At 57.3% G+C, this 22,188-nt stretch carries 15 protein-coding genes, 2 tRNA genes and 1 other RNA gene; 8 read left to right on the top strand and 10 right to left on the bottom strand.

Annotated elements, in window-relative coordinates:
• Positions 1 to 118: 118 nt before the first annotated feature.
• From KJ970_21005 to rpsU, 10 genes are all read right to left on the bottom strand, one after another.
• A complete protein-coding gene (locus tag KJ970_21005; GenBank protein MBU2693404.1) occupies positions 119 to 2,911 on the bottom strand; it encodes a BamA/TamA family outer membrane protein in 2,793 nt (930 codons plus the stop codon).
• Positions 2,892 to 5,315, bottom strand: a complete 2,424-nt coding sequence (locus KJ970_21000) for a glycosyltransferase family 39 protein (GenBank protein ID MBU2693403.1) — start codon at positions 5,313 to 5,315, stop codon at positions 2,892 to 2,894. The genes KJ970_21005 and KJ970_21000 overlap by 20 nt, the downstream gene beginning before the upstream one ends.
• A gap of 89 nt (positions 5,316 to 5,404) precedes the next feature.
• Positions 5,405 to 5,777: RNase P RNA component class A (gene rnpB, locus KJ970_20995), an RNA gene on the bottom strand.
• Positions 5,778 to 5,793: 16 nt separating this feature from the next.
• Positions 5,794 to 6,504, bottom strand: a complete 711-nt coding sequence (locus tag KJ970_20990) for a hypothetical protein (GenBank protein ID MBU2693402.1) — start codon at positions 6,502 to 6,504, stop codon at positions 5,794 to 5,796.
• A 103-nt stretch (positions 6,505 to 6,607) separates the two neighbouring features.
• Positions 6,608 to 6,680: transfer RNA gene (locus KJ970_20985), tRNA-Val, on the bottom strand.
• A 36-nt stretch (positions 6,681 to 6,716) separates the two neighbouring features.
• A tRNA-Ile gene (locus KJ970_20980) sits at positions 6,717 to 6,789 on the bottom strand.
• A 76-nt stretch (positions 6,790 to 6,865) separates the two neighbouring features.
• Complete coding sequence (gene rpoD / locus KJ970_20975) at positions 6,866 to 8,632, bottom strand: RNA polymerase sigma factor RpoD (protein MBU2693401.1); 1,767 nt, start codon at positions 8,630 to 8,632, stop codon at positions 6,866 to 6,868.
• A gap of 113 nt (positions 8,633 to 8,745) precedes the next feature.
• Complete coding sequence (gene dnaG / locus KJ970_20970; protein ID MBU2693400.1) at positions 8,746 to 10,476, bottom strand: DNA primase; 1,731 nt, start codon at positions 10,474 to 10,476, stop codon at positions 8,746 to 8,748.
• Between the two features lies 1 nt (position 10,477).
• Positions 10,478 to 12,982, bottom strand: a complete 2,505-nt coding sequence (locus tag KJ970_20965) for a Smr/MutS family protein (GenBank protein ID MBU2693399.1) — start codon at positions 12,980 to 12,982, stop codon at positions 10,478 to 10,480.
• 67 nt (positions 12,983 to 13,049) lie between these two features.
• Positions 13,050 to 13,250, bottom strand: a complete 201-nt coding sequence (rpsU, locus tag KJ970_20960; protein MBU2693398.1) for a 30S ribosomal protein S21 — start codon at positions 13,248 to 13,250, stop codon at positions 13,050 to 13,052.
• A gap of 277 nt (positions 13,251 to 13,527) precedes the next feature.
• On the opposite strand from rpsU, the gene KJ970_20955 reads away from it, so the two are divergent.
• The 8 genes from KJ970_20955 (at position 13,528) to KJ970_20920 (ending at position 22,164) form a co-directional block, all read left to right on the top strand.
• Entirely contained in the window at positions 13,528 to 14,694 is a 1,167-nt protein-coding gene (locus tag KJ970_20955; GenBank protein MBU2693397.1) for an acyl-CoA dehydrogenase family protein, read from the top strand.
• Positions 14,678 to 14,947 (top strand): hypothetical protein, encoded by a 270-nt coding sequence (locus KJ970_20950; protein MBU2693396.1) that lies wholly within the window; start codon positions 14,678 to 14,680, stop codon positions 14,945 to 14,947. Before KJ970_20955 ends, KJ970_20950 begins: the two co-directional genes overlap by 17 nt.
• A 435-nt stretch (positions 14,948 to 15,382) precedes the next feature.
• Positions 15,383 to 16,789, top strand: coding sequence for a PLP-dependent aspartate aminotransferase family protein (locus tag KJ970_20945; GenBank protein ID MBU2693395.1), 1,407 nt, complete (start codon positions 15,383 to 15,385; stop codon positions 16,787 to 16,789).
• A complete protein-coding gene (locus KJ970_20940; protein ID MBU2693394.1) occupies positions 16,786 to 17,406 on the top strand; it encodes a hypothetical protein in 621 nt (206 codons plus the stop codon). Before KJ970_20945 ends, KJ970_20940 begins: the two co-directional genes overlap by 4 nt.
• Positions 17,407 to 17,420: 14 nt before the next feature.
• Complete coding sequence (locus tag KJ970_20935) at positions 17,421 to 19,340, top strand: S8 family serine peptidase (protein ID MBU2693393.1); 1,920 nt, start codon at positions 17,421 to 17,423, stop codon at positions 19,338 to 19,340.
• 36 nt (positions 19,341 to 19,376) lie between these two features.
• Entirely contained in the window at positions 19,377 to 19,835 is a 459-nt protein-coding gene (locus KJ970_20930) for a GAF domain-containing protein (protein MBU2693392.1), read from the top strand.
• A 73-nt stretch (positions 19,836 to 19,908) separates the two neighbouring features.
• The gene (locus KJ970_20925; GenBank protein ID MBU2693391.1) at positions 19,909 to 20,913 is read left to right on the top strand and encodes a bifunctional oligoribonuclease/PAP phosphatase NrnA; all 1,005 of its coding nucleotides are present in this window, start codon (positions 19,909 to 19,911) and stop codon (positions 20,911 to 20,913) included.
• 81 nt (positions 20,914 to 20,994) lie between these two features.
• Positions 20,995 to 22,164, top strand: a complete 1,170-nt coding sequence (locus KJ970_20920; protein MBU2693390.1) for an acyl-CoA dehydrogenase family protein — start codon at positions 20,995 to 20,997, stop codon at positions 22,162 to 22,164.
• The last annotated feature ends 24 nt before the right edge of the window (positions 22,165 to 22,188 follow it).

Genomic DNA, 22,188 nt, shown 5'->3' with positions numbered 1-22,188 from the left:
AACAGGATTGATAAAGCCGTCGAGACAGCGAGCGGAAAAGCCGTGCGGTTTTGAGACCCCCTGTTTTTCTCAGGTCTTGGGAATGTCTCTCTTGTTTGATTGTGAACCGGCATAGGACCTAGTAATTCCATCCTACAAAGAAATCCGTGTGAGTACCGCTCGACCCCGATTTGAAATCAGTCCGCCCCGCCACGTCAAAACGAAAAACGATGAAACCCGCCAACCCCATCCGGAAGCTTATACCGTAACTTCCTGCGAGATCCTGTTTCTGATCCTCCTCCCAGGCCTTGCCCACATCGAAAAAGAGAGCCCCTTGAACACCGGGCAATTCGATCACGCCCATCGGCAACCCGATAGCAAAGCCCCGGGCCAGCGGGAAGCGGATTTCCTGATTGAGAAGAAGCGAACGGGTTCCGCTGAAGTGGCGATACGGATAGCCACGCAGCGAGTTTGTCCCCCCCAGAACAAAGAGCTGGGGGTCGGGACCTTCGGAGATCCGGGCCTGAAACCGGACCGCATAGGCGGAGAGGAAACGGATCCGCCAGTAGCGGCGCAGATCCAACATGGCGAGGGCATTCTCCGTATTTTGGCGCCTCAGATTCATGGTTATCCCGACGGTGAGATTCATCCGTTCCCCATCAATCGGTCCGGTGGGGAGCCATAAGCTATTGTCGCGAATAAACGAGAGGTAGTGATTCGCGATCGGTCCCCGGCGCGCCAAGTCGCGGCGGGGCCAATCCTTTTCAGAGTAGGCCAGGCCGACGGATGTCTCCACGCGATGAAATTTGTCAAAGGGATATGAGAACAGGAAGCTGGCGCCGCTGCGCCGCTCGAAATAAGGCAGCCCCTCTGCATCGTAGAAGTCCCCTGAAATGTAATAGGCGCTCACTCCGCGGTTCAGCCGTCTGCCGACATCCATAAGGGAAGCGCCGGCTGAGAAATTCCTCAGGAAATCCTCCGTCGAGATGGTGGAGTTCCCCAATTGAAGGTAGAGCAGCCGGTTCCCCATCAGGTCGGATAGAACCGCTTGAATCCCCTCCCCGTATCGCAAGGCCGGATCGGCGACAACGGCTCCCTGCGCCACATCAAGGCTCATTCGCGAATCGTATTTAGAAGGCCGCGATTGAACCTGAGCCATTTCAGTCTCCGCCGGCCAGGTATCCCAATCGGGCGGGATCTCGAGTTCGATCTCTTCGAGATCGTCTTTTAGCTTGATCCGCGCGCAACGGAATTTGTTTTCTGTATAGACGCTGCAGAGGGCCTCCTCGCCTCCCGGCAGCCAGCGGGGATCCAACAACGCCTCCAACGCTTGTGTCCGCCGGCGTCCCCGGCCGGTGAGATCAACGGTAAAAAGATCAAAACCATCAGCGCGGCTTGAGGCGAAGAGAACCTGCTGGCCATCGGGAGACCACGACGGTGAGAGATCCTCCCAGGGGCCGCAGGTCAGAAAACGGATCTCCCGCGAGTTCAGATCCATCAGAAAGAGATTGCGCGCGCCGGTCTTGCCGTCCGGTCCGCGATCTGAAACAAAGACGATTTGATCGCTCCCGGGGTGATAGTCGGGAGAGATGTCATCGTATAAGTCATCCGTCAATTGATGGAGAATACCGGCCCGGCGATCAAATAGATAAAGATCATTCTGCCCCGCGCGGGACAGGCCTGAAAAAACGATCCGTTGGCCATCGGGAGACAAAGAAGGCGACGAGAGCGCGATGAGATTCTCAAACCCGTAACGATCTTTGATTTTGTGGGTCGCGAGATCTAATGTGAAAAGCGCATCCTTCTCATCATGCTTTGAAACAAAAATCAGTTCTCCGTCCGCGGAAACATCCATCCGGCTCGAGAAGGCGTGAAAGCTCTCGAATTCGGGCTGGCGCTGCCCGGTCAAAATCTTTACGAGATCCTTCTCTTCGGCGTCGACATCCGCCGCATAGATATTTGAATACCCTGTCCGGGCGGATATAAAAATGAAGTGGTGCTCAAAGCCCTTGATATGGCCCGGCACCGGAGTCGGTTTGAAATCCTGGCCGGACGTCGTCAGAAGCTTGGAATCAAAGAGAATCGGTATTTCAAGCTCCACATCGGGGTAATATCGCTGCCGCACCCAATACTCCCAGCGATCCGACATCTCCCCGACCGAGATTCCGTAGATGAGCGGAAAGAGCTCATTAAAAGTCCGGACCTCGCCCAGGCGCAAATAGAACTCCCTTATCCGGTCTTCTCCATACGTTTCGCCGAGATAATCAAGAATCGATTGGCCCAGCTTGTACATAATGAACGAGCCCTGATACCTCCAGAAATCCTCGATGCCGGGCAGCCGGCCGTTGATACAAAGATCGCGAAGGATCATGTCGGCGCGGGCGTCCCGGAATTCGGACCAGTGAACGGCGATGCCCTCGGTAAACCAGAGCGGCGGACTGACGGCGTATTGATTTGATGTATAGCGCGAGGCTTCCCGGTAAATCGACAGCTGAAAGGCATGGACCAGCTCATGCTGGAGGGTCTCGCGAAAATCGTTGATCGATCCGTTAAAGGGCAGAAGAATCCGCCCCCGGGTGAACTCGGTCAGCCCGGCCACGCCTTCCGGCAGAAAGGAAGGGGTCACATTTGTTTGCTCGAAATCCTGATGGCTGCTGTAGATGATCAATGGCACCGGCTGCCCTACATCCCGGGCGAAAAATCTCCTCAGCGACTCATAACTCTCCTCAGCCCAAACCAGCGTTTTCTCCGCCAGGCGGGCTTCCTCGGGATAATAGTAAAGACGGAAGTGGCTCGATTCCAAAATCTGCCAGTCGAACCGGGAATACTGAACCTTGTTTTTCCCAAAAGTTATAAATTGCGCCGCGGAGCCCGCCGTCAGCGCGCAGAACAGGAAGACTATCAATAAAATGTTAAAGCGTCGCAAACCCATCAAAATAACCCTGGATGTATATCATCTTCTGACGCACCTCCTCACCGGTCGGATTGCGGTCCTCCGCTGTGGGATTAGCGATCCATTTCAGCCGCGGTTGCCCCTTCTCTTCCCTCCAAACATATCTCCCCGGCATTCTTAAGCGGAGGCGTATTCGGTATTCCCCCCGCTGAACTCCGAAATCCCGGGAGAGGTCGCGGCTCGGTCTATCCCCCTTCCAGAATGAGGACTCGGACCAGGAGCTGTCGAGCGGGATATCCGTCGTCAGCCGGACATCGGCCTCCCGCCGGTCGCCGGCCAGAACGCGGAAGCGATAATTCGACAAGAGGTAGGCGTTGGTGAAAAAGGCCGGCCCCCTCAGAACACGGCCCGGGCTCGATTCCATCACCTGATCCCCAAAAATCTCGATATAGGCGCCGGGGCCCGCCCGTTGTAGGACAAGGCTGACACTCAGCGTATCCCGCCCCATATAATCACCGGGTTCCAGGGGGACCCTGACCCAGCGGCGATAGGCATCCAGACCGGGATTGCGGTCCTTATACCGGGGCTCCAAATCCCCTTCCATATGATCGGTCAATGTTTCGATAATGCGGAGATAGCGCTCCTGATAACCATGCACCAGCGGACTCAGGGTGAAATCATAGGGCTCCGCGCCCAGGCCACCATTATAAGTATGCGCCAACCGCCCATTGACCCAGACTTCCAGCGTGAATTCCGAGGAGATCGATCGCAGCATATCGATCTCCAGATGTCCGCTCTCGATCCGGGAAAGAGGCAGCGTATGCGGAATGGCTATCCTTTGAACCACACGATCGCCGGATTTCTCCAAGCGCACGGAAAATAGATCCCAATCGGGATCGCTCCCCCTCCACGACAGAATCAGGATCCCCCCCAGGATTCCACCTGAGATCAATCCCCAAGGGGTCCGGTGACCGACATGAGTGGATCTCTTCAGAATCCAAGCCCCGGCCCAGCCGGCCAGGGCCAATCCCAGGGCCTTGAAGAGTGATGCGAGCCAGGAGAGAGACCGAACATCGGCCGCCGAGGGACGCCATAGAGGATGGGCCGTGAAAAATCCAAGGGCCAAGGCGGCGAGGGTCCCGCCGATGAGAAACCATCCGGCCGAGGGTCTCCAATCCGCCTTCCGCCAGGTGCCGATCCATGGCGCCCGCAGCAGGATCCAGGGCGCCGCGGCGGCATAAAGATAGACAATGGGAAGCGTCGGCACATTGTATCGGGAGACAAGATGTGACAAGGCATGCGCGGCGGAGAGATAAAGGATGGGAACAGCCGGGATCCACCGCCTTGGTCCATCAAAGGAAAGGAGCCAGCCGAAACAGGCGACGAGGATCAGAAGCGGGAAAAGGATCAGCCAAGGCGGCATCGTCCAGAAGGGATGCGACGTATAATTTTTAACCGCCGGATGGGTCCAGAAGAGGACAAGTTTGCGCCCCACCAGCGCCGCCCATTGAAGTGGCTGATGTTGAATACCAAGAAAGAGGGCCCGCTGATACGCCTTTCGTATGAGCACATCGCTCTGACCGGCGATCTCCGCCACCGCCTGCTGAAGCTCCGGCGTGGAGGCATCGCCGGCTCCCACCGTCTCCCAGCCCTGCAGGTGTACATTATTCCCACGGAAGAGCCACAGCATATCCTCGCCGCTCTCGGCGACCGGATTGAGCGGCAGATCGAGCGATAGCAGGCCAAGCCACCATGGGATCAGGATGATCGCGAGACCCAATCCAAGAAAAACCAGCAGCCGCACCCTGTCCTGCCGTTTCCAGAGATAGGCGGCGGCCATTAGAACCAGGATGGGAAGAAGAGGTCGAAACGTAATCTTGCCGAGATAAAGCAGTCCGAAGCCCAGACCCAGAATCAGAGACCAGCGCGGATTTTTTTGTTCAACCCAGCGGACAAAGATCCATCCAATGAGGACGACGAGGAAGGCGAGGGGGATTTCGGTGAGGACGGCCGTTCCGTAGAGCAGCGTGGCCGGATCGAGAAGAGTGATGAGCGCCGCGCAAAGGCCGACGAGTGGGGAGAAAAGTCTCCGCCCCAAATCGAAGACAAACCCGCCGAGGAGGGCGAGAAAAAGAATGGTGACGATGCGGGCGCCGGTCTCTCCCGTCCCCATGGCCTGGGAGATCCCCAAGGGAATGAGATAGAGCGGGGCATGATGCAGGATCCATCCGTCAAAACCGAGGTTCTGTTTCTCCTCGGGACTGAAACCGCCGCTGAAGAGATGGTCGATGGTCCAGCCGGGGTGGGTTATACAATGCGAGATGCCGGAAGCGGTCCGGAGGTAGCTTTGGGAATCGCCGGTAAGTGGGATCTGTTCGGCCGATGGAGAGAGAACCTGTCCAACGCCCAGGACGAGATAGATCCCCCCCACGAGGAAGGCCATGGTGCGGGATAACTGTCTCCAGCGTTCCGGTATCAGATCCGTCTCTCCGGCGACCCTCCCCCGCCGGGGCCGGGGCGCTGCTAAGTCGATGAATGGAGCCGGCTATAAGCCGAGTTTTGTCCAGGGCGCGAGCCCTTGAATGGTCATTTATCTAGGACGAACGTTGCCGTCCGCCTCAAGCAACCTACCCGGGAGTCGTTACGAGACGGGCCGCCTCTCCTCCCCTATTTGGTCTTGCTCCGAGTGGGGTTTACCAAGCTACCGGTGTCACCACCAGTACTGGTGAGCTCTTACCTCACCTTTTCACCCTTACCACGCCGGGGCGAACCCCGGCGAGGCGGTATATTTTCTGTGGCACTTTCCTTGGGATCGCTCCCACTGGGGGTTACCCAGCACCCTGCCCTTTGGAGCTCGGACTTTCCTCAGGACCCTTTAGGACCCCGCGACCATTCACCGGCTCCATTCTTAAAACGTCTCTTTAATGATTGTTTTCCCAGACCAAGATTCTCCCGCATCCCTCACATAGAGCCATCTGTTGGCCGATCTTCACTTCCGCCAGCTTCTGAGGGGGAAGCTTGTAAAAGCATCCGCCGCAGCTGCCGTCATTGACCGATACGATCGCCTCATGTCCCTTGGCATTGACAATCCGCCTGTATTTGGAACGGGTCGGGGGCTTCAGCAAATCGATCAACATCTTGCGCCCTTCTTCCATATCCTCCATCGAGGCGGCCAGTTCAATGCTCTTCTCAGCGAGACGCTTCTGCTTGAACGCTAATTCTTCCAGTTTCCTGGTGGTCTCTTCCCGTAAGATTCCGAGTCTCTTTTGCAGCTCCTCTTCTTCTTCCAGGTTCGTCAGGACCTTTTCTTCCAACTCAGTGAGACCCCGTTTCAGAAAATCGATTTCGCGTTGAAGACTCTGGAGTTCCCGGTTCTCTTTTATTTCGTAGATCTGGTTTTCGTATTTCTTCTTGATCGTTATCTGGTCCTGAATTTGGATTTCAATCTGCCGGCGTTCTCTCTGCCGCTCTGATAACTGAGCCTCCTCACCAAGAAGGGCTTGCCGGAGCGCCGATTCGTATTGTTCGATCGCCTTCAGTTCCGGAGGGATTTCCTCTATGCGGCTTTTATACTGAAAGTAGTCTCTGTCCAGCTTCATCAAGCTTTGAAGAACTTGGATCTGAGATTCCATTGCACCTCATCCTTCCCCCACTCAAGTGGACATGAGGGTTAAAACGAAAAGGCCCGGTTTATCCGGGCCTTCCCACTGATTGTCTTATGGTTTATCCGTTCGGTGGGCGGAACAGGACTTGAACCTGCGACCCCCGGCTTGTGATGCCGATGCTCTGCCAACTGAGCTACCCGCCCTTTCTTCATTTCGCCCGTTATTAAATGTAAAACATGTGGGCCCACTTGGATTTGAACCAAGGACCAACCGGTTATGAGCCGGTTGCTCTGACCGCTGAGCTATGGGCCCTTTGATCCTTCCCTTGGAACCGCTCCTCAAGCCAATCGGTGCCAACCCACCGGTCAACAACCCGATGGGTTTCATATCAGACCATCTCCAAAAATGACTGAAGGCGCCGGCGCCTCGTCGGATGGCGCAGCTTGCGAAGAGCCTTCGCTTCAATCTGTCGAATACGCTCCCGCGTGACGTTGAAGAAGGCGCCTACCTCTTCCAAGGTTCGGGGACATCCATCCTCGGTCAATCCAAAGCGAAGCCGGATCACCCGCGCCTCTCTCTTGGTCAGCGTTTCCAATACTTCATTCACTTCATCCCGCAGCATCGCATAAGTTGCCTGATGCGCGGGCGAGATGGCGCTGGTGTCCTCGATGAAATCGCCAAGATTACTGTCGTCGTCTTCCCCAATGGGGCGATCCAGACTGATCGGCTCTTGCGCCGCCTTCAAGACACTCTTGACTTTGTCAGGGGGAATATCAAGCTTACCGGCGATCTCTTCCGCCGTCGGCTCGCGTCCCAGCTCCTGCACTAGTTTCCTCGATGTCCGAACGACCTTATTGATCGCTTCAATCATATGGACCGGCACACGAATCGTTCGGGCTTGATCGGCGATCGCCCGTGTGATGGCCTGACGGATCCACCAGGTGGCGTAGGTGCTGAACTTGTAGCCTTTGCGATAGTCGAACTTGTCGACCGCCCGCATGAGACCGCTGTTTCCCTCTTGAATGAGATCGAGGAATTCCAAACCCCGGTTTGTATAACGCTTGGCGATTGAAATGACGAGGCGCACATTCGCCTCGATCATTTCTCGCTTGGCCTGGTCCCTCTCCGCTTCAGACCGCTCGATCCTATGGATCACATCCCGGAGCTGCGGCGCCGACATCATGATTTCCTGCTCGACCCGTCGCAGGCGGCGGCGAAGATTGCGGTATTCCCGCTGGCGATCGGCCTGAATCTCATTGAGAAGCTCGACCTCTGAATCAAGGGTCGTCTTCGTCTTGGTCTTACTCGGTTTGGTATCGCCGAGCCGCGCCAGTTTGTCGGTGGTCCTCTGAATCTCGTCCTGAATCGTGCTGATGGAGAGTTCCAACTCGCGCAGGCGCAGCTGCTCGACCTTGAGGCGATCGACCAGGCGGTCTTTGAGCTTGCTTGAAATCCCAAGCTTATGGATTTCATCCACAAGCTTCTTTTCATCTTTTTCGACCTGTGCTTCGATTTGAGTCCGTTTCTTTTGGCTGATTCGCTTGCCCAGGTCCGCCCGCGTGGCACACAGCTCCTTGAAATGGGCTTGAATCTTGGTCGTCGATTGGAGGGCCCGCCGGATCTCTTTCTTGCTGCCGTAATCCGCGTTCCAGTTCCCCATATCGATCTGGATCACATCCTCCAGACGAACACGCCCCTCTTTGAGCTTATCCATATAGCTCGAGAGGTCTCGAACGGGAAGGGCGCAGATGAACATCGCACCTGAGATCTCATGCTCCGACGATTCGATCCTCTTGGCGATCCGGACTTCACCCTCGCGATCGAGGAGGGGGACACGCCCCATCTCCCGGAGATACATCCTGACGGGATCGTCATAACGGACAGCGGGCTGCGACTCTTCGGGTCTCGGCTCGCGGTCCTGTTGGAGAAGACGGTTTCGGCGGGAATGTTCTTGAGCTTCACCCTCTGAGGAATAGACACCGATATTCAGTTCCCTGAGCATCGCATAGGTCTGATCCATGAGGTCTATTTGTTGATCAATCTCGAGACCCGACCCGATTTGCTCAAGAACTTGGGGCTCTGTGATATAGCCCTGACGCACGGCCAAAGTCTTAAGCTCCTGAAGGACACTTTCGGGATCCTTCGTTGCCTTCATCAATGGCGACTCCTTTCAGGCGCGACAACGGCAAATCTTCCAGCAGCCAAATTCCCGATGCTACGCCTCTCACTTCAGAATTGCAAGTCCTACTTCATTCTACTGCCTATTGTCTAATGTCTGGAGAATGCTTCCAGTTCCATTAGGAGGCGCTGTTTCTCCAATAGTAGGGCTTGAACGGTTTCTTCGTCCCCCGGGGCTTGTGCCTCAAGGCGCTTCAGCTTCTCAGTGATCTTCATAAGTCCATCCTTTAACGCATTATGCCCCAAACGATAAAGAACATCATCCCGGAATCCTTCCGACTGACTGGCCGGCGGCGGATCGAGAAGGAAGGATGTCATCCCACCCATCCCGGGAATCTCTTCAAGCCGGCGAACAATCTCTGACACCTGTGGCGCTGTTTTAGATCCCGCCACCCATTCAAGGAAATCCCGCACGGGAGACTGAATCCCCGGCGACCCTTTGACCGCCCGCACCACATCACCGCGCGCATGGGGTTGCTCCGCCACCAGCAGAATGAGATCCCGTTCCAAAGGGGAGAGACGGATTTTCTTTCGCGCGGCCGCCTCCCCAGCGTCATCCGCCCGGTCCGGTCCCCTTTTCAGCCGATTCTGAACCGCCTCCCAAAGGGCATCCTCCCGGATGCGGATTTTGGAGGAGGCCTCTTCAACCCAGAGCTGGCGCGTCAATGGATTCTGCGCCCGCGCGATGAGGGTGGCGATCCGGTCCAAAAGCCAGGGCCGGCGCTTCTCCCCCGGGGCCAGACCGGCCAACCAGGAAATCGGGTCCTGCGCTTGCTTTAATATCTCTGCCGCGGCCTCGTATCCCGCTTGGGTGACCACATCGGCGGGATCACTCCCGGCTGGCGCCATGGCGATCGTTATTTGCAATTCGAACGCCAGGAGTACCTCGAGCGCCCGCCAGGTCGCCTTCTGCCCGGCTGGATCGCTATCAAAGAAAAGGATCCACTTGGGCGCATTGCGCTGCAGCAGCCAACCCTGCTCTTTTGTGAAAGCGGTCCCGCAGGGGGCGAGTGCCGCTCGCATTCCGGCCTGCGCCAGAGAGAGGACATCAAAGTAACCTTCCACAAGGATTCCGATCCCCTCGCGGCGAAGGGTCTCCCGAGCTTGCGGAAGACCGAAAAGAATCTCACTTTTTTTGTAGAGCGGCCCCTCGGGGCTATTGAGATATTTCGGCTCGTCGTCACCCAGGGCCCGGGCGCCGAATCCGGCGATCTTCCCGCGAGGGCGCGCAATCGGGAAGGTGATCCGATTGCGAAAACGATCATATATACGATCTCCCTGCGCCGATCGAACAGAGACACCGGCTTCAATCAGCTCCTCATCCTTAAAACGGCGCCGGAGCGCATCGGTCAAATGGGACCACCCACCCGGCGCGAGACCGACGCCGTAATCTTTTATTATTTCATCAGATAACGAGCGCGACTTAAGGTATTTTCTCGCGGCCTCGCCCGATTTTCCGGCCAATGTTGTTTGAAACGTTTTTTGTGCGAGCTCGATAATCTCTTGTAGATTGTCCGCCGCCGAAGAAATCCCCTTTTTAGGGATTTCAATCCCGGCGCGATCGGCGAGATGGCGAAGAGCCTCACCAAAGGTCATACCCTCCGTCGCCATTAAAAAGCTGAAAACATCGCCGCCGGTATCACACCCGAAGCAGTGATAGACCTGCCGCTCGGGATTTACGGTGAAGGAGGGGGTCTTTTCCTGGTGGAAAGGGCAGAGGCCTTTGTAGCTGGCTCCCGCCTTTTTGAGTTCGACAACGGCGCCTACAACACTGACGATGTCGGTCGCCGCTCGAACCCTTTCCACTACCGGATCGGACATCTCACACTCCCCGCCGGTCTTTTCCGGAGCTGCCGGCGGAACCGCGACCGGAGCCGCCACCCGGTGCGCCGCCGGATGCACCGCCGGATGCACCACCGGATTCACCGAGGAATGCGATCGTCACACCATCTCCTCCCTCGCCCGGTTCGCCGAACCGCGTCTTCTCAATAAATGAAAGCGACTTGAGATATTTTCCGACCTCTTTCATCATGATGCCGCGTCCAAAACCATGAATAATCCGGACCCTTTGCAACCCCGCCAGGCGGGCCTTGTCAAGATACCGATCAAGTTTCTCGATCCCCTCTTCCCGAGCCATGCCGCGCAGATCGACCTCGGGCTCAACATTAAGCGATTCGGCTAAGAACTTGTTGATTTTTGGATTAACAGATCCTCCCTGATAGGTCGCTCCCTCACCCCCCTCCGGTTTCTCGATCTCGGACAAGGCGCTGATCGAGACCTCGACCCGCATCGGGCCGACCCACACCCACAAACAATCTTTTCGCTTGGACTTGGTATCAATTTTCACGCGGGATTTCAAATCCTCGCACCAGAATTCCCGCCCACTCGCAATCAGGTTCCATGTGACGGCGGGTTGGCTCCTCCTTTGACGCACCTTCATCGGAGGACGATTCAGAACCTCATTTGTTTCCTTCACCAGGCGTTTTTTTATTTCGCGCGACACCGGAGCATTCCCCCCATCCCCTCTTAGCGATTCCTGCAATCTTTTATTCAGCTCCCGGATCTCCTGAAGCCTTTTATCTTCCTCGAGGGATTTCTCAACGCGAATCTTCTCAATTCGCTCTCTCAGACGGCCCGTCAGTTCCTGGTATTGCGTTTTCGACCGCGTCTGCTCTTCGGTCATCTGCTCGAGCTCTTCCTTTTTATGCCGGAGTTGCTCCCGCAGCTCCTCGACATCGCGGAGCAAATCATCCGCGCCGCGGGCCGCCTCTTCCATGCGCTTGCGCGCCGCCTTCAAGCGAAACTCCGGCCACCCCTGAAGGGCCGCCACCTCGAAGGCGTGGCTGCGGCCCGGTATATTCGGCAGGTAGCGGTATCGTGGCCGCAGGGTCACCGGATCGAAATCCATCGAACCATTGGCCGCCCCCTCCGTGCGCGCGGCAAACTCCTTAAAGGCGCTCATATGCGTCGTCACGATCGAAAAGCTGCCGCGCCGGGTCAGATCCTCCAGGAGGGTGATCCCCAGGGAGGCGCCTTCCTGCGGATCGGTGCCGGATCCCAGCTCATCCACAAGCACCAATGAGCTATCTGTCGATTTTTCATCGATTTCCCTCAGATTTTTCAAGTGCCCTGCGAAGGTCGAAAGATCGGCTTCCATCGATTGCTCATCGCCGATATCGACGAAAATGTCATCCCAAAGGGGAACGATGGATCCCGACTTAACCGGGATGGGACAGCCGCAGAGGGCCAGAATCGAGACGACACCGGCCGTCTTGAGAAGAACTGATTTTCCCCCCATATTGGGACCGCTGACAACAAGACAGCGCATTTTTGAATCCAGCTCGAGGTCGAGAGGGATCACCGCTTCGGTCGAACCGAGCGCCTTGCAGAGGAGAGGATGGCGGGCCCCGACGAGGCGGAAGGTATCGGTCGCTTCGGTGATCTCCGGCATCGTCGCTTCTAGACGGAAGGCCCAGCGGGCGATCGCGCCCCATGCATCGAAGCGGGCGAGAACGCGGCAGGTCATCCGCAGATTCTCCAGCTTCCCTCTATAGGCGTCCGTAAGATGCGCGAGGATCTTGCGGATCTCAGCCTTTTCTTCGTTTTCCAAATCGGTCAGCCCATTATTCGCGGCCACCAGATCCATCGGCTCGATGAACTGCGTCTTCCCCGAGGCCGACCGGTCATGCAGGATACCGGGAAAACGTTTCGACTGCGAAGCGGGGACGGCGACAACATACCGGCCCGATCGCAGGGTGACATAAACCTCCGCCCCATCGGGTACCGGCCCCAGACGGCCCATCGCCTTCTCCGCTCCCATCGAGGTCTCCTGCTGCAGCGAATGAAGATGGCGCCGGATTTTTTTTAGCTGCGGCGAGGCGCTGTCCCTGACCATTTTTGATTCATCAAATGTATCTTGGGTCCTTTTGACCAGCTCCGCATCATCCCAGCAAAACTCGATCTGTTCACTGAGGGTCGGATACTTTTCACGGACGGGTTGCCGTAACAGAAGCTTCCGGCAGGTCAGCGATAACTCGCCGATCCGGGCGATTTGTATAAGGTCATCCGCCTCGAGAATCGATCCGGCCACAGAGAGCTGTTCCAAGAGGGGATCGGGATCGCCGAGATTGAGACCCGGCCATTGCGGGGTTTGGAGAAGCAACCCCATCATCTCGGAGAGAGTGGTTTGTCTCTCCAAAATGGCAAAATGATCCCCCAAAGGCGCCAGATTGAGGATAACCCGGCGTCCGGCAGAGGAATGAACCCCCTCCGACAGAATTTCCAATAGACGTTGGAAATCCAGTGCTTGAAGCGTATGGCTATTCACGAACCTCCCCGGAAAAGCTGACCGGGAGGATTTATGTGGACTTTGGACAGCAATCGTCCTAAGTGGGCTACATTCGCCTCTCTTTGGCCCTCATGGTCGCCACTTTGCGACGAGCGGCATTGGCTTTTCTCTTCTTCCGCTCACTGGGCTTTTCGAAGTGCTGGTGCTTCCGGATATCTGATAAGATACCGGCCTTTTCACACTTCTTCTTAAATCGACGAAGTGCACTCTCGAAAGATTCGCCTTCTTTGACCCGAACACCGGGCATAGGTGTCCCGACCCCCTCTCCAAAGTTTGATTGTGATGGACATTTCGACGGAACACGCTGGAATACAAGCCCTTACAGACCCGCGCGGGCTCCGAGAGCCTCACATACTGAACGCAGAATACCGGCGGAGGCGTTGGCTGTCAACCTCTTAGAGTTCCTTAAAAACCTATCCAACGCCTGAGTCCCGGGTCACCGTTGTCAGATTCGCTTTGACCCGTCATGATGCTTCAGTTGAAGTCTAAAAAATCCCAAACCAACCCCCATTAATGAGGACGATATGAAAAGTCATCAGCTCTCGGATTTCTACGAAGTCGACGCCCTTTTCAACGAAGAGGAACGCGCCGTTCGGGACACGGTTCGTCAATTTGTGACGGAAAAGTTCATGCCCAGAATCCGGGAGGATTACCGGGCCGGTCGATTCCCCGTCGAGCTCATCCCCCAGATGGGCGAGCTCGGCCTCCTCGGCTCCAATATCGAGGGATACGACTGCCCCGGCATGAGCCATGTCGTCTACGGCATCATCCAGCGGGAATTGGAAAGGGGTGACAGCGGGCTCCGCTCCTTCTCTTCCGTACAAGGCAGCCTCGTCATGTACCCGATCGCGACCTTCGGTTCTGAAGAACAGAAGCAAAGATGGCTCCCCCGACTGGCGCGCGGTGAAGCGATCGGCTGCTACGGCCTCACCGAGGCCGATCATGGATCCGATCCCGGCGCCATGGAAACCACGGCCCGCCGGGTGGGCGACCATTGGATCCTCAATGGGGCGAAGATGTGGATCACCAATGGTTCGATCGCCGATCTCGCCGTTGTCTTCGCAAAGACGGATGAAGGCATCCGCGGCTTCCTGGTCGAGAAAGGGTTTGAGGGTTTCACGGCCCCTGAGATCCGTCATAAATGGTCGCTGCGCGCCTCGGTCACCAGCGAATTGGTCTTCCAGGATTGCGCCGTCCCCGCGGAGAATATGCTGCCCGGCACTTCAAGCTTGAAACAGGCGCTCATGTGCCTCAATCAGGCTCGTTATGGGATCGCTTGGGGGGCGCTGGGCGCCGCGGCGGCTTGCCTCGAAGAAGCGATGGCTTTTGCACAGCAGCGGATCCAGTTTCGACGGCCCGTCGCCTCTTTCCAACTGATTCAAACCAAGCTGACCGAGATGGTGACGGAATTGACCAAGGGCCAGCTTCTCGCCCTGCAACTGGGACGACTCAAGGACCAGGGCAAGGCGACGCCGGCCCGGGTCTCCCTGGCGAAGCGCAACAATGTCTATCATGCCCGCGCGATCGCCCGAACGGCGCGGGAGATTCTTGCGGCCGGCGGCATCACCGATGAATACCATTCCGGCCGGCATATGACGAACCTCGAATCGGTTCTGACCTATGAGGGAACACACGATATACAGGGATTGATCGTCGGCGCGGCTTTAACAGGTCATGAAGCCTTCGCTTGATGTGCTTATGGGGTTTGCAGAAAGAAGCCTTCGAGATACGCCGATTCGCGGGATGGATGGAATGTTTGTTAAAGATGAAGACCTGGTCCCAAAATGGGGCCAGGTCGGCCTGCCGTCTATGGATTTTGCTGCTCCGCTTTTTTGTGCTGTATCTTCACTTTTTGGACAGCACGACTCCCGACAGTACCGACCCAGCCTACAATCTGTTTCTGGCAGAAAACATGAGGTTGAGCCTCCAAACTTCTCACCTTGAGGTTGGGTTTTGGCGGGGCGGCCTCCCATGTATGAGGGCCCACGGAGAGCTGCAGTGCCACCCCACCCCCCTCCTCGTATTCCGGTAAACGCCGGAACTGGTCATTGATAATGCAGCGAACGTGCCAAAAACCGTTGTCTCGGCATCCAACTGATTCTTTGCGATAACGGCTTGAATAAAAGGCCGTTAGGGACACATCCCGATTCCAACCCGGCCCAAGATCGATCCGAACGTGCGGAAAATCCTTCAAGAATCTGAGACGCTCTTCAGAAAGTCGTGACATTCTCCCGCCGTGAGCCCCTCACCCGACATCCGATGCGCCCCGTCTCGCCGAACTTGGGCCGCCCCCGGCTCGCCGACCTTGTGAGACGCCCCGGACCAGAATAGAGTATGGAGAGCTGGAGCAATCAGATTTCGATCCCAATGGAGGTTGTCATGAGCGTCGATGGATCCTCATCCAAGAATGACCCGAAGAAGCTCCCCCCGGAGCCCGCATACGATCGGCACCCCAAAATTCAGGTAGGACAGCACAATGTCGGCCTCTCGAGTTTCTTGATCCATGGAAGATTTCGAACGGCCAAGTGGGATTACACGCATCATGTCGTCCCCCCCATCAGCAGTTCTTCAACATTCCGTCTGGAAAGTTCGGCGCGGGGCGCTGAGGGATTTGTCGGATTCGCCGATCCGGCGACCCACCGCCATACACGCCGCTCGGTTCTCATTTATGAGCGTTTGGATGAACCGGCCCGGGCGATGCTCGAGGATCAGATAGCGATGGCCGAGGGCGGGCAGCTGGCGGTGGCCTTTTCCAGCGGAATGGCGGCCGTTTCCGGCGCGCTGGGCACGATCCTCTCTTCCGGACATGAAGTGATCGCGCATAAGACACTCTACGGATGCACCTACAGCTTCCTGACCACCTGGATGCCGCGCTGGCGGATCGGAACACAGTTCATCGATTTGACCGACACCAATAGGTTGGCGGCGGCGATCACACCGGCCACCCGCTGCATCTATTTTGAGACCCCCGTCAACCCGACGCTCGATCTGATTGATCTGCAGGCGACCGTCGATTGTGTGGCGGAGGAGAATAAAACGCGGGCCCTCGAGGATAAGATCCGGATCGTCGTCGACAACACCTTCGCTTCCCCTTACGGCCAGCGGCCGCTCTCCTTCGGAGTCGATGTCGTTCTGCATAGTTTAACAAAAAACCTTTGCGGATTCGGCACCGAGATGGGCGGCGTGGTTATCCTCCCCTCCGAGGAGCTGGAAGGCGATCTCCTCATGTTCCGGAAGGATTTCGGCGGGGCGCTGAGCGCCAAGACAGCCTGGTCCATCCTTGTGCATGGACTTCCCACGCTTGAGATCCGCATGGACCGTGAGCAGTCCTCCGCCCTGCAGATCGCCCGCTACCTCGAAGAGCACCCCCTCGTCGAGCGGGTCATTTATCCCGGTTTGGAGTCTTTCCCGCAGGGCGCGCTGGCCCGCAAACAGATGCTGACGCCGAACGGAAAGTTCGCGCCCGGCGTCATGATTTACTTCATCCTCAAGGGAGATGAAGAGGTCCGGCAGCGTCTCAGTGATCTCTTTGTCGATCACCTGGCGACGCATGCTTATACAATCACGCTGGCCGTCTCCCTGGGACAGATCCGAACCCTGGTTGAAAAACCAAGCACGATGACCCACGCGGCGGTTCCGGTCGAATGCCAGAAGGGCGCCAGCATCGATCCCGGCGGCGTCCGGTTGAGCGTCGGACTGGAAGATCCTCAGGATATTCTCAACGATCTCGACGACGGCTTCACAGCGATCCGGAAAGAGGCGGCCGCCAGGGGAATTATCACTTGAGGCATGCGGCGCATAGCCGGGCCGCCTTGCAAAAGCTGGTCCTGCTCCTCGTGGTGACGGCCGGATGGGGATGGGGTCCGGCCGGCGCCCTCCAGGTCTGGGGCGGCTACAGCCTTCCCAATGACGGCGAGTTTACGGAGCTCTATGGCGGAACGCCTGAAATCGGCCTCGCCTATTTCTTTCCGGTTACAAAATGGGGTGGGGCGGAATTCGACGCAGGTTATCGCTGGGGTTCAGGGGAACCCATCGCCGGTCCGTTTGTCAAAAGCGCCGAGGCCGCCTGGCGGGCCGTTCCGATGACCCTTGCCTTCCGGTTCGATCCCTCCTCCAAGCCGGTCCGGCCGTACGGCACGATCGGGCTTGTTGTACAATGGAACCGGGAGACATTCAATGTCGATGTCGCCGATCTCAAGATCGATCGGTCGGCGGCGCAATGGTGTTTCGGACTCGCCGCAGGCTTGGGTTTTCTTTCCTCGGGCCGGGCGTTCAACCTCTTCTCCGATCTTCAATGGTCTTGGCTGCCCGGCGACCGGATTGAGATCCTTGAAAATGAAACGCGAAAAAGCGGCGATATGAATCTTGGCGGTCTTCGCTTCCGTCTCGGTGTGGCCTTTTAAGGAGGATTTCAACATTGAGGGCGCCGCATAGAGGATCGAACCGGATCATCGCCCTCCTGATGGGTCTGATCCCGGGGTTGTGGATGGTCTTGCTCGCGGGCCCGCTGCCGGCGGATGTCATTCTCGATCCCGGTCTCGCTAAAACCCATCTGGCGAAGGCCCGCCACCGGAACGCCCCGCCGGGACTGGCGGACGACACCGCATTGTTAAAGCAGGGCATGGTTCGCTGCCGGATCCAGCTCGCGGCGCCTCTTGCGGATCCCGAATCAGCTCAAACTTGGTTGAGTGAAAGGATCCCCAACGCCCTCTGGGAAGGATCCTGGGGCCGATGGGCGCAGGTTGTCTGCCCGATCGATGATATTGAACAGCTCATGGGTTTCCCCGATGCGGAAATCATCGCCCGTCCCCCCTCCCCCTTTCCACAATCACAGAGCCAAGGGGTGGAGATCCTTAAAGCGCCGGCCTACTGGAATAAGGGCTTCAACGGCGAAGATGTTTCCGTCGCCGTCGTCGATGTCGGTTTCTACGGCTATACATATATGCTGGGAACAGAGCTTCCAAAGAATGTAAAAGTCCGTTCTTTTTATCACACCCAAGGGGGCGGCGTCGATATTTCGGGGGACCACCAGGACCATGGATTGCTGGTGGCGGAGATCATCCATGATATCGCCCCGGGCGCCGAACTTCTGCTGACCAATTTCGGCACACTCACCGAACTTGGACAAGCGGTTGATTGGGCGATCGCCGAAGGGGCGCAGATCATTAATCACTCGGTGGGATGGTTCGACGGGCCGCGGGACGGCACCGGCGAGATCGCTTCAATCGCTCAAGCCGCTTTGGATCAGGGCGTCATCTGGATCAACTCGGCGGGAAACTACGGCGAAGGGCATTGGAATGGGTCGTATCTTGACCAGAATCGGAACGGATTTCTGGAACTCGATGACATCGATTCGGAAACAATCGCGCTCGGGTCGTACCGCACGGGCCGGGTTGTCAGCCTCCTTCTCTGGTGGAGCCGGTGGCCCGAATCATCCGATCTCCATCTCGATCTTCAGCTCTGGGAGGGGATGGATTTTATAGTCTCTTCCTATGCGGAGTATGGCTTTTATCCCTATGCGATCCGGGGCCTCGCCTGGGTCGCCGATCATGATACCGATCTCCTGACCTTGAAAATCTACCGGGGTGATGATGAGTTGGAGCCGGTATCCGATCTGCATATCGAGCTCTTTCGCTTGGATGGCCAGCCCTTTCCGGAAGGCAATGATCCCGCCGGCAGCTTGATCATTCCCGCCGATGTGCCCGGCGTGATCGCCGTCGGCGCCGTCGATTGGCAGACCGGGGCGTTGGAGCGTTACTCTTCCTGGGGTCCAACTCTGTCCGGCCTCAAAAAGCCGGAGATCCTCTCAAGCGCCAATGTCGCCACTTCGGGGGGCGCCTTCTCCGGCACCTCGGCTTCTTCACCCCACGTCGCCGGTGCGGCGGCGCTGCTTCAGGCCGCGGCGCCGCGGGGCGGGATGTCCCGCATCATCTGGACACTCGACGATATCCGCAGGCTCTTTCAACGCGCGGCCGAGCCGATCGTCCTGAATGAAAACGCCGTCGATTGGGGGGTCGCCGTTCTTCCATTGACGCCGGAGGACCTCGCGGAAAACGAACAATCTTTTGAGGTCCATCCAAATCCAAGCCGCGACGGATCGGTCACCTTGAAATGGATGGAAGGGTTTCAGCCGCCTGAAGAGTTAAAGGGAGCCCTCGCCTTGTACGATGTCACCGGCCGCCTCATTTGGACTTCGCGGGGACCGGTGCCATTGACGGGGCATCCCATTTCTTTCAGAAACAGCCATGGCGCCCTTCCCGCGGCCGGAACCTATTGGTTGAAACTCACGGCCCCCGGCCTGCGCAGCGCCACCCGAATTGTTTTACTGAGAGATTGATCTTGCCAAGCGATTCATCGGTTTGAGGGATTCAAGATGGCCGCGGAAAATTATAAGCAGGACTTGAACGATCTTAACAATATTCTCAAAGGAGAGCGGGACGAGATAGTGCGGATGGCGGTCATTGCGGCCTTGATCAAGGAGCGTCATCCCAAATGTTCATGGGTCGGTTATTACCGCTCCCTCCCCTCGGGCGAGCTGATTCTCGGCCCATTTCAGGGACCGGTCGCCTGCCTGCGGATCTCAAAGGGACAAGGCGTCTGCGGCGCCGCCGCCGGGAAAGAGCAACCGGTTTTGGTCCCCGATGTCCACGCCTTCCCGGGTCATATCGCCTGCGACCCCCGCGCCCGCTCGGAACTCGTCCTGCCGGTGCATGATTCCCAGGGCCGTCTCCGCGCCGTTCTTGATCTGGATAGCCATGCGCCGGAGGCCTTCTCGACCGCCGATCAGGACGGCCTCCTTCCCATCGCCCGCCTGACCTATGCTTCAGGTTGACGTTCCGCCACTGGAATCATAAGATCATCTATTCGGTTGATTTTAAGATCATAAAAGGTGGTACTTCGTGTCGATGAACCCATCAAGGCAACTGCAAGAAGTCGCGCGGCATCTGCAATCGGTCACATCGGTGATGCTGACAACCCACGCGCAACCCGACGGCGACGGGATCGGCTCAATCCTGGCCCTCGGCCGCGCCCTCGAACAGCTCCATATCAAGGTCATTCTTATCAATAGCGATCCCACTCCCGTCCGGTTTGAGTATCTGGATGCCGACAAGCAGATCGTTGTCTGGAGGGAGGGCGCACAGCTCCCCGAAGTGGATCTCATCCTTGTTCTCGACACGCACAATCTCGATATGCTGGGCGGGTTGGAGGAACCGATCGCCGCATCTCCCATCCCCCATATCTTTCTTGATCATCACCCGCAGCGCGCCTCGCTGCCGGGAACCGAGTGCTATTGCATCCCTGAAGCCTCCTCGACCGGCGAGTTGGTCTTCGACCTGATTCACCTGCTCGATATTCCCCTTGATGCCGCGATGGCCGAGTGTCTCTATGTCAGCCTCACCTATGATACGAATATGTTTAAGTATATCCGCAATCAGCCGCGGACCCTGGAGGTCGCGGCCGATCTGATCCGCGCCGGGGCCAATGCGGACCGTGTCTACCGGCACGTATTCGCCTCAAACCCGCCCGAGAAGATTAAATTGCTGGGGACCTTGCTGATGCAAACCGCCTTCGCTTGCGGCGGCCGGCTCTGTTATGTCGACATCCCCTGCGATTTATTTAAAGGCGCGGGTGTGACACAAGAGGCGTTGCGCGATATCGTGACCCTGCTGCTGGAGGTCGCCGGTGTCGAGATCGCCGTCGTTTTCAAGGAGACCTCACCCGCAGAGGTGAAGGTCAGTCTGCGATCCAAAGGGATTCTCAGTATCAATGGGATCGCCGCCGAGTTCGGAGGCGGCGGCCATCCTTTCGCGAGCGGTATTGAAATGAGCGGATCTTTGACTGAGGTCAGGGATAAGGTCTTGAATCGTCTCTGTTGTCTTTTAGAATCAAGTCCGGCAGGTGGAGTATAGCCTTTATTTTAGTGATCATTGTGCGCGGTCATGGTGTCGTGATCATTGGGCAGTGATCAGTGAGGATGGGGAGGGATCATCATGGATGAACTTTTGACACAAGAGAATCGAGACTACCGGCAAAAAGCCAGGGATTTCGCGGAGAAATATGTCCGTCCCATCGCGGCGAAATATGACCGGTTGCAGGAATATCCCTGGGAATATATGGAGGCGCTGCGGAAAGAGAAACTGACCGGAGTCTGGATTCCGAGAGAGTACGGCGGACATGGCTCCGGATTGTTAAACCTCTGCATCGTCGCGGAAGAGATCTCTTGCGCCTGCGGCGGCATGGGTATCGCCTACGCCGTCAACGCCCTCGGTTCTTTCCCCATCATTCTCAGCGGATCTGAAGAGCAAAAAGAGAAATGGCTCAGACCGGTGGCGACCGGCGAGAAGCTCATTGCCTTTGGATTGTCTGAGATCGAGGCCGGGTCGGATGTCGGTTCGATGAAGACGACGGCCATCCGTGACGGTGATCATTATGTCATCAACGGCGTGAAGAAATGGAACACGAACGGCGGGATTGCGGAATTGTACACCGTCTTCGCCGCCACCGATCCCGAGCGGGGCAGCCGCGGTATCAGCGCCATTGTCGTCGAGAAGGGCACGCCCGGATTCAAGATCGGCAAGATCGAAGATAAGATGGGCATCCGCTGTGTGCCCGTGGTCGAATTGGAATTTGACAATTGCCGGGTGCCCGTGAAGAACCTGCTCGGCGACAAGGAAGGCCTCGGATTCAAACAAGCGATGCAAACCCTCGAATTGGCGCGGCCGGGCGTGGCGGCGCAAGCCGTCGGTTTGGCCCAGGGAGCGCTTGACCTGGCGGCGCAATACGCCAGTGAGCGGGTGCAGTTCGGTCAGCCGATCATCTCCTTTCAGGCGATCAACTTTATGCTGGCGGATATGGCCACGCAGACCGAAGCGGCGCGCCAGCTCGTCTATTCCGTCGCGCGGGCGGCCGATCAGGGCATCAAGAATCTCGGCAAATACTCGGCGATGGCGAAGGTCTTCGCGACCGACACGGCGATGAAGGTGACGACCGATGCCGTTCAGATCTACGGCGGCAACGGATATATGAAAGATTATCCGATTGAAAAGTATATGCGCGATGCAAAGATCACGCAGATCTATGAAGGCACGAACCAGATACAGCGCCTGGTCATCGGCCGGACGATCACGCGGGAGACGGCGTCGAAGAAGAAGGAAGAGTAGCCGTACGATCAGCCGCTGCAGGTG

It is taken from the genome of Candidatus Eisenbacteria bacterium (genome assembly GCA_018831195.1).
In the GTDB taxonomy this organism is placed as follows: Bacteria; Eisenbacteria; RBG-16-71-46; order CAIMUX01; family JAHJDP01; genus JAHJDP01.
This window is presented reverse-complemented; position numbering and strand designations above follow the sequence as displayed.

Coding starts and splice junctions, on each gene's coding strand:
- KJ970_20990 (MBU2693402.1), bottom strand. CDS start 6,504: ATGGAATCTCAGATCCAAGTTCTTCAAAGCTTGATGAAGCTGGACAGA.
- KJ970_20955 (MBU2693397.1), top strand. CDS start 13,528: ATGAAAAGTCATCAGCTCTCGGATTTCTACGAAGTCGACGCCCTTTTC.
- KJ970_21005 (MBU2693404.1), bottom strand. CDS start 2,911: ATGGGTTTGCGACGCTTTAACATTTTATTGATAGTCTTCCTGTTCTGC.
- KJ970_20950 (MBU2693396.1), top strand. CDS start 14,678: ATGAAGCCTTCGCTTGATGTGCTTATGGGGTTTGCAGAAAGAAGCCTT.
- KJ970_21000 (MBU2693403.1), bottom strand. CDS start 5,315: ATGGCCTTCCTCGTGGGGGGGATCTATCTCGTCCTGGGCGTTGGACAG.
- KJ970_20920 (MBU2693390.1), top strand. CDS start 20,995: ATGGATGAACTTTTGACACAAGAGAATCGAGACTACCGGCAAAAAGCC.
- rpoD (MBU2693401.1), bottom strand. CDS start 8,632: ATGAAGGCAACGAAGGATCCCGAAAGTGTCCTTCAGGAGCTTAAGACT.
- KJ970_20925 (MBU2693391.1), top strand. CDS start 19,909: ATGAACCCATCAAGGCAACTGCAAGAAGTCGCGCGGCATCTGCAATCG.
- dnaG (MBU2693400.1), bottom strand. CDS start 10,476: ATGTCCGATCCGGTAGTGGAAAGGGTTCGAGCGGCGACCGACATCGTC.
- rpsU (MBU2693398.1), bottom strand. CDS start 13,250: ATGCCCGGTGTTCGGGTCAAAGAAGGCGAATCTTTCGAGAGTGCACTT.
- KJ970_20930 (MBU2693392.1), top strand. CDS start 19,377: ATGGCCGCGGAAAATTATAAGCAGGACTTGAACGATCTTAACAATATT.
- KJ970_20945 (MBU2693395.1), top strand. CDS start 15,383: ATGAGCGTCGATGGATCCTCATCCAAGAATGACCCGAAGAAGCTCCCC.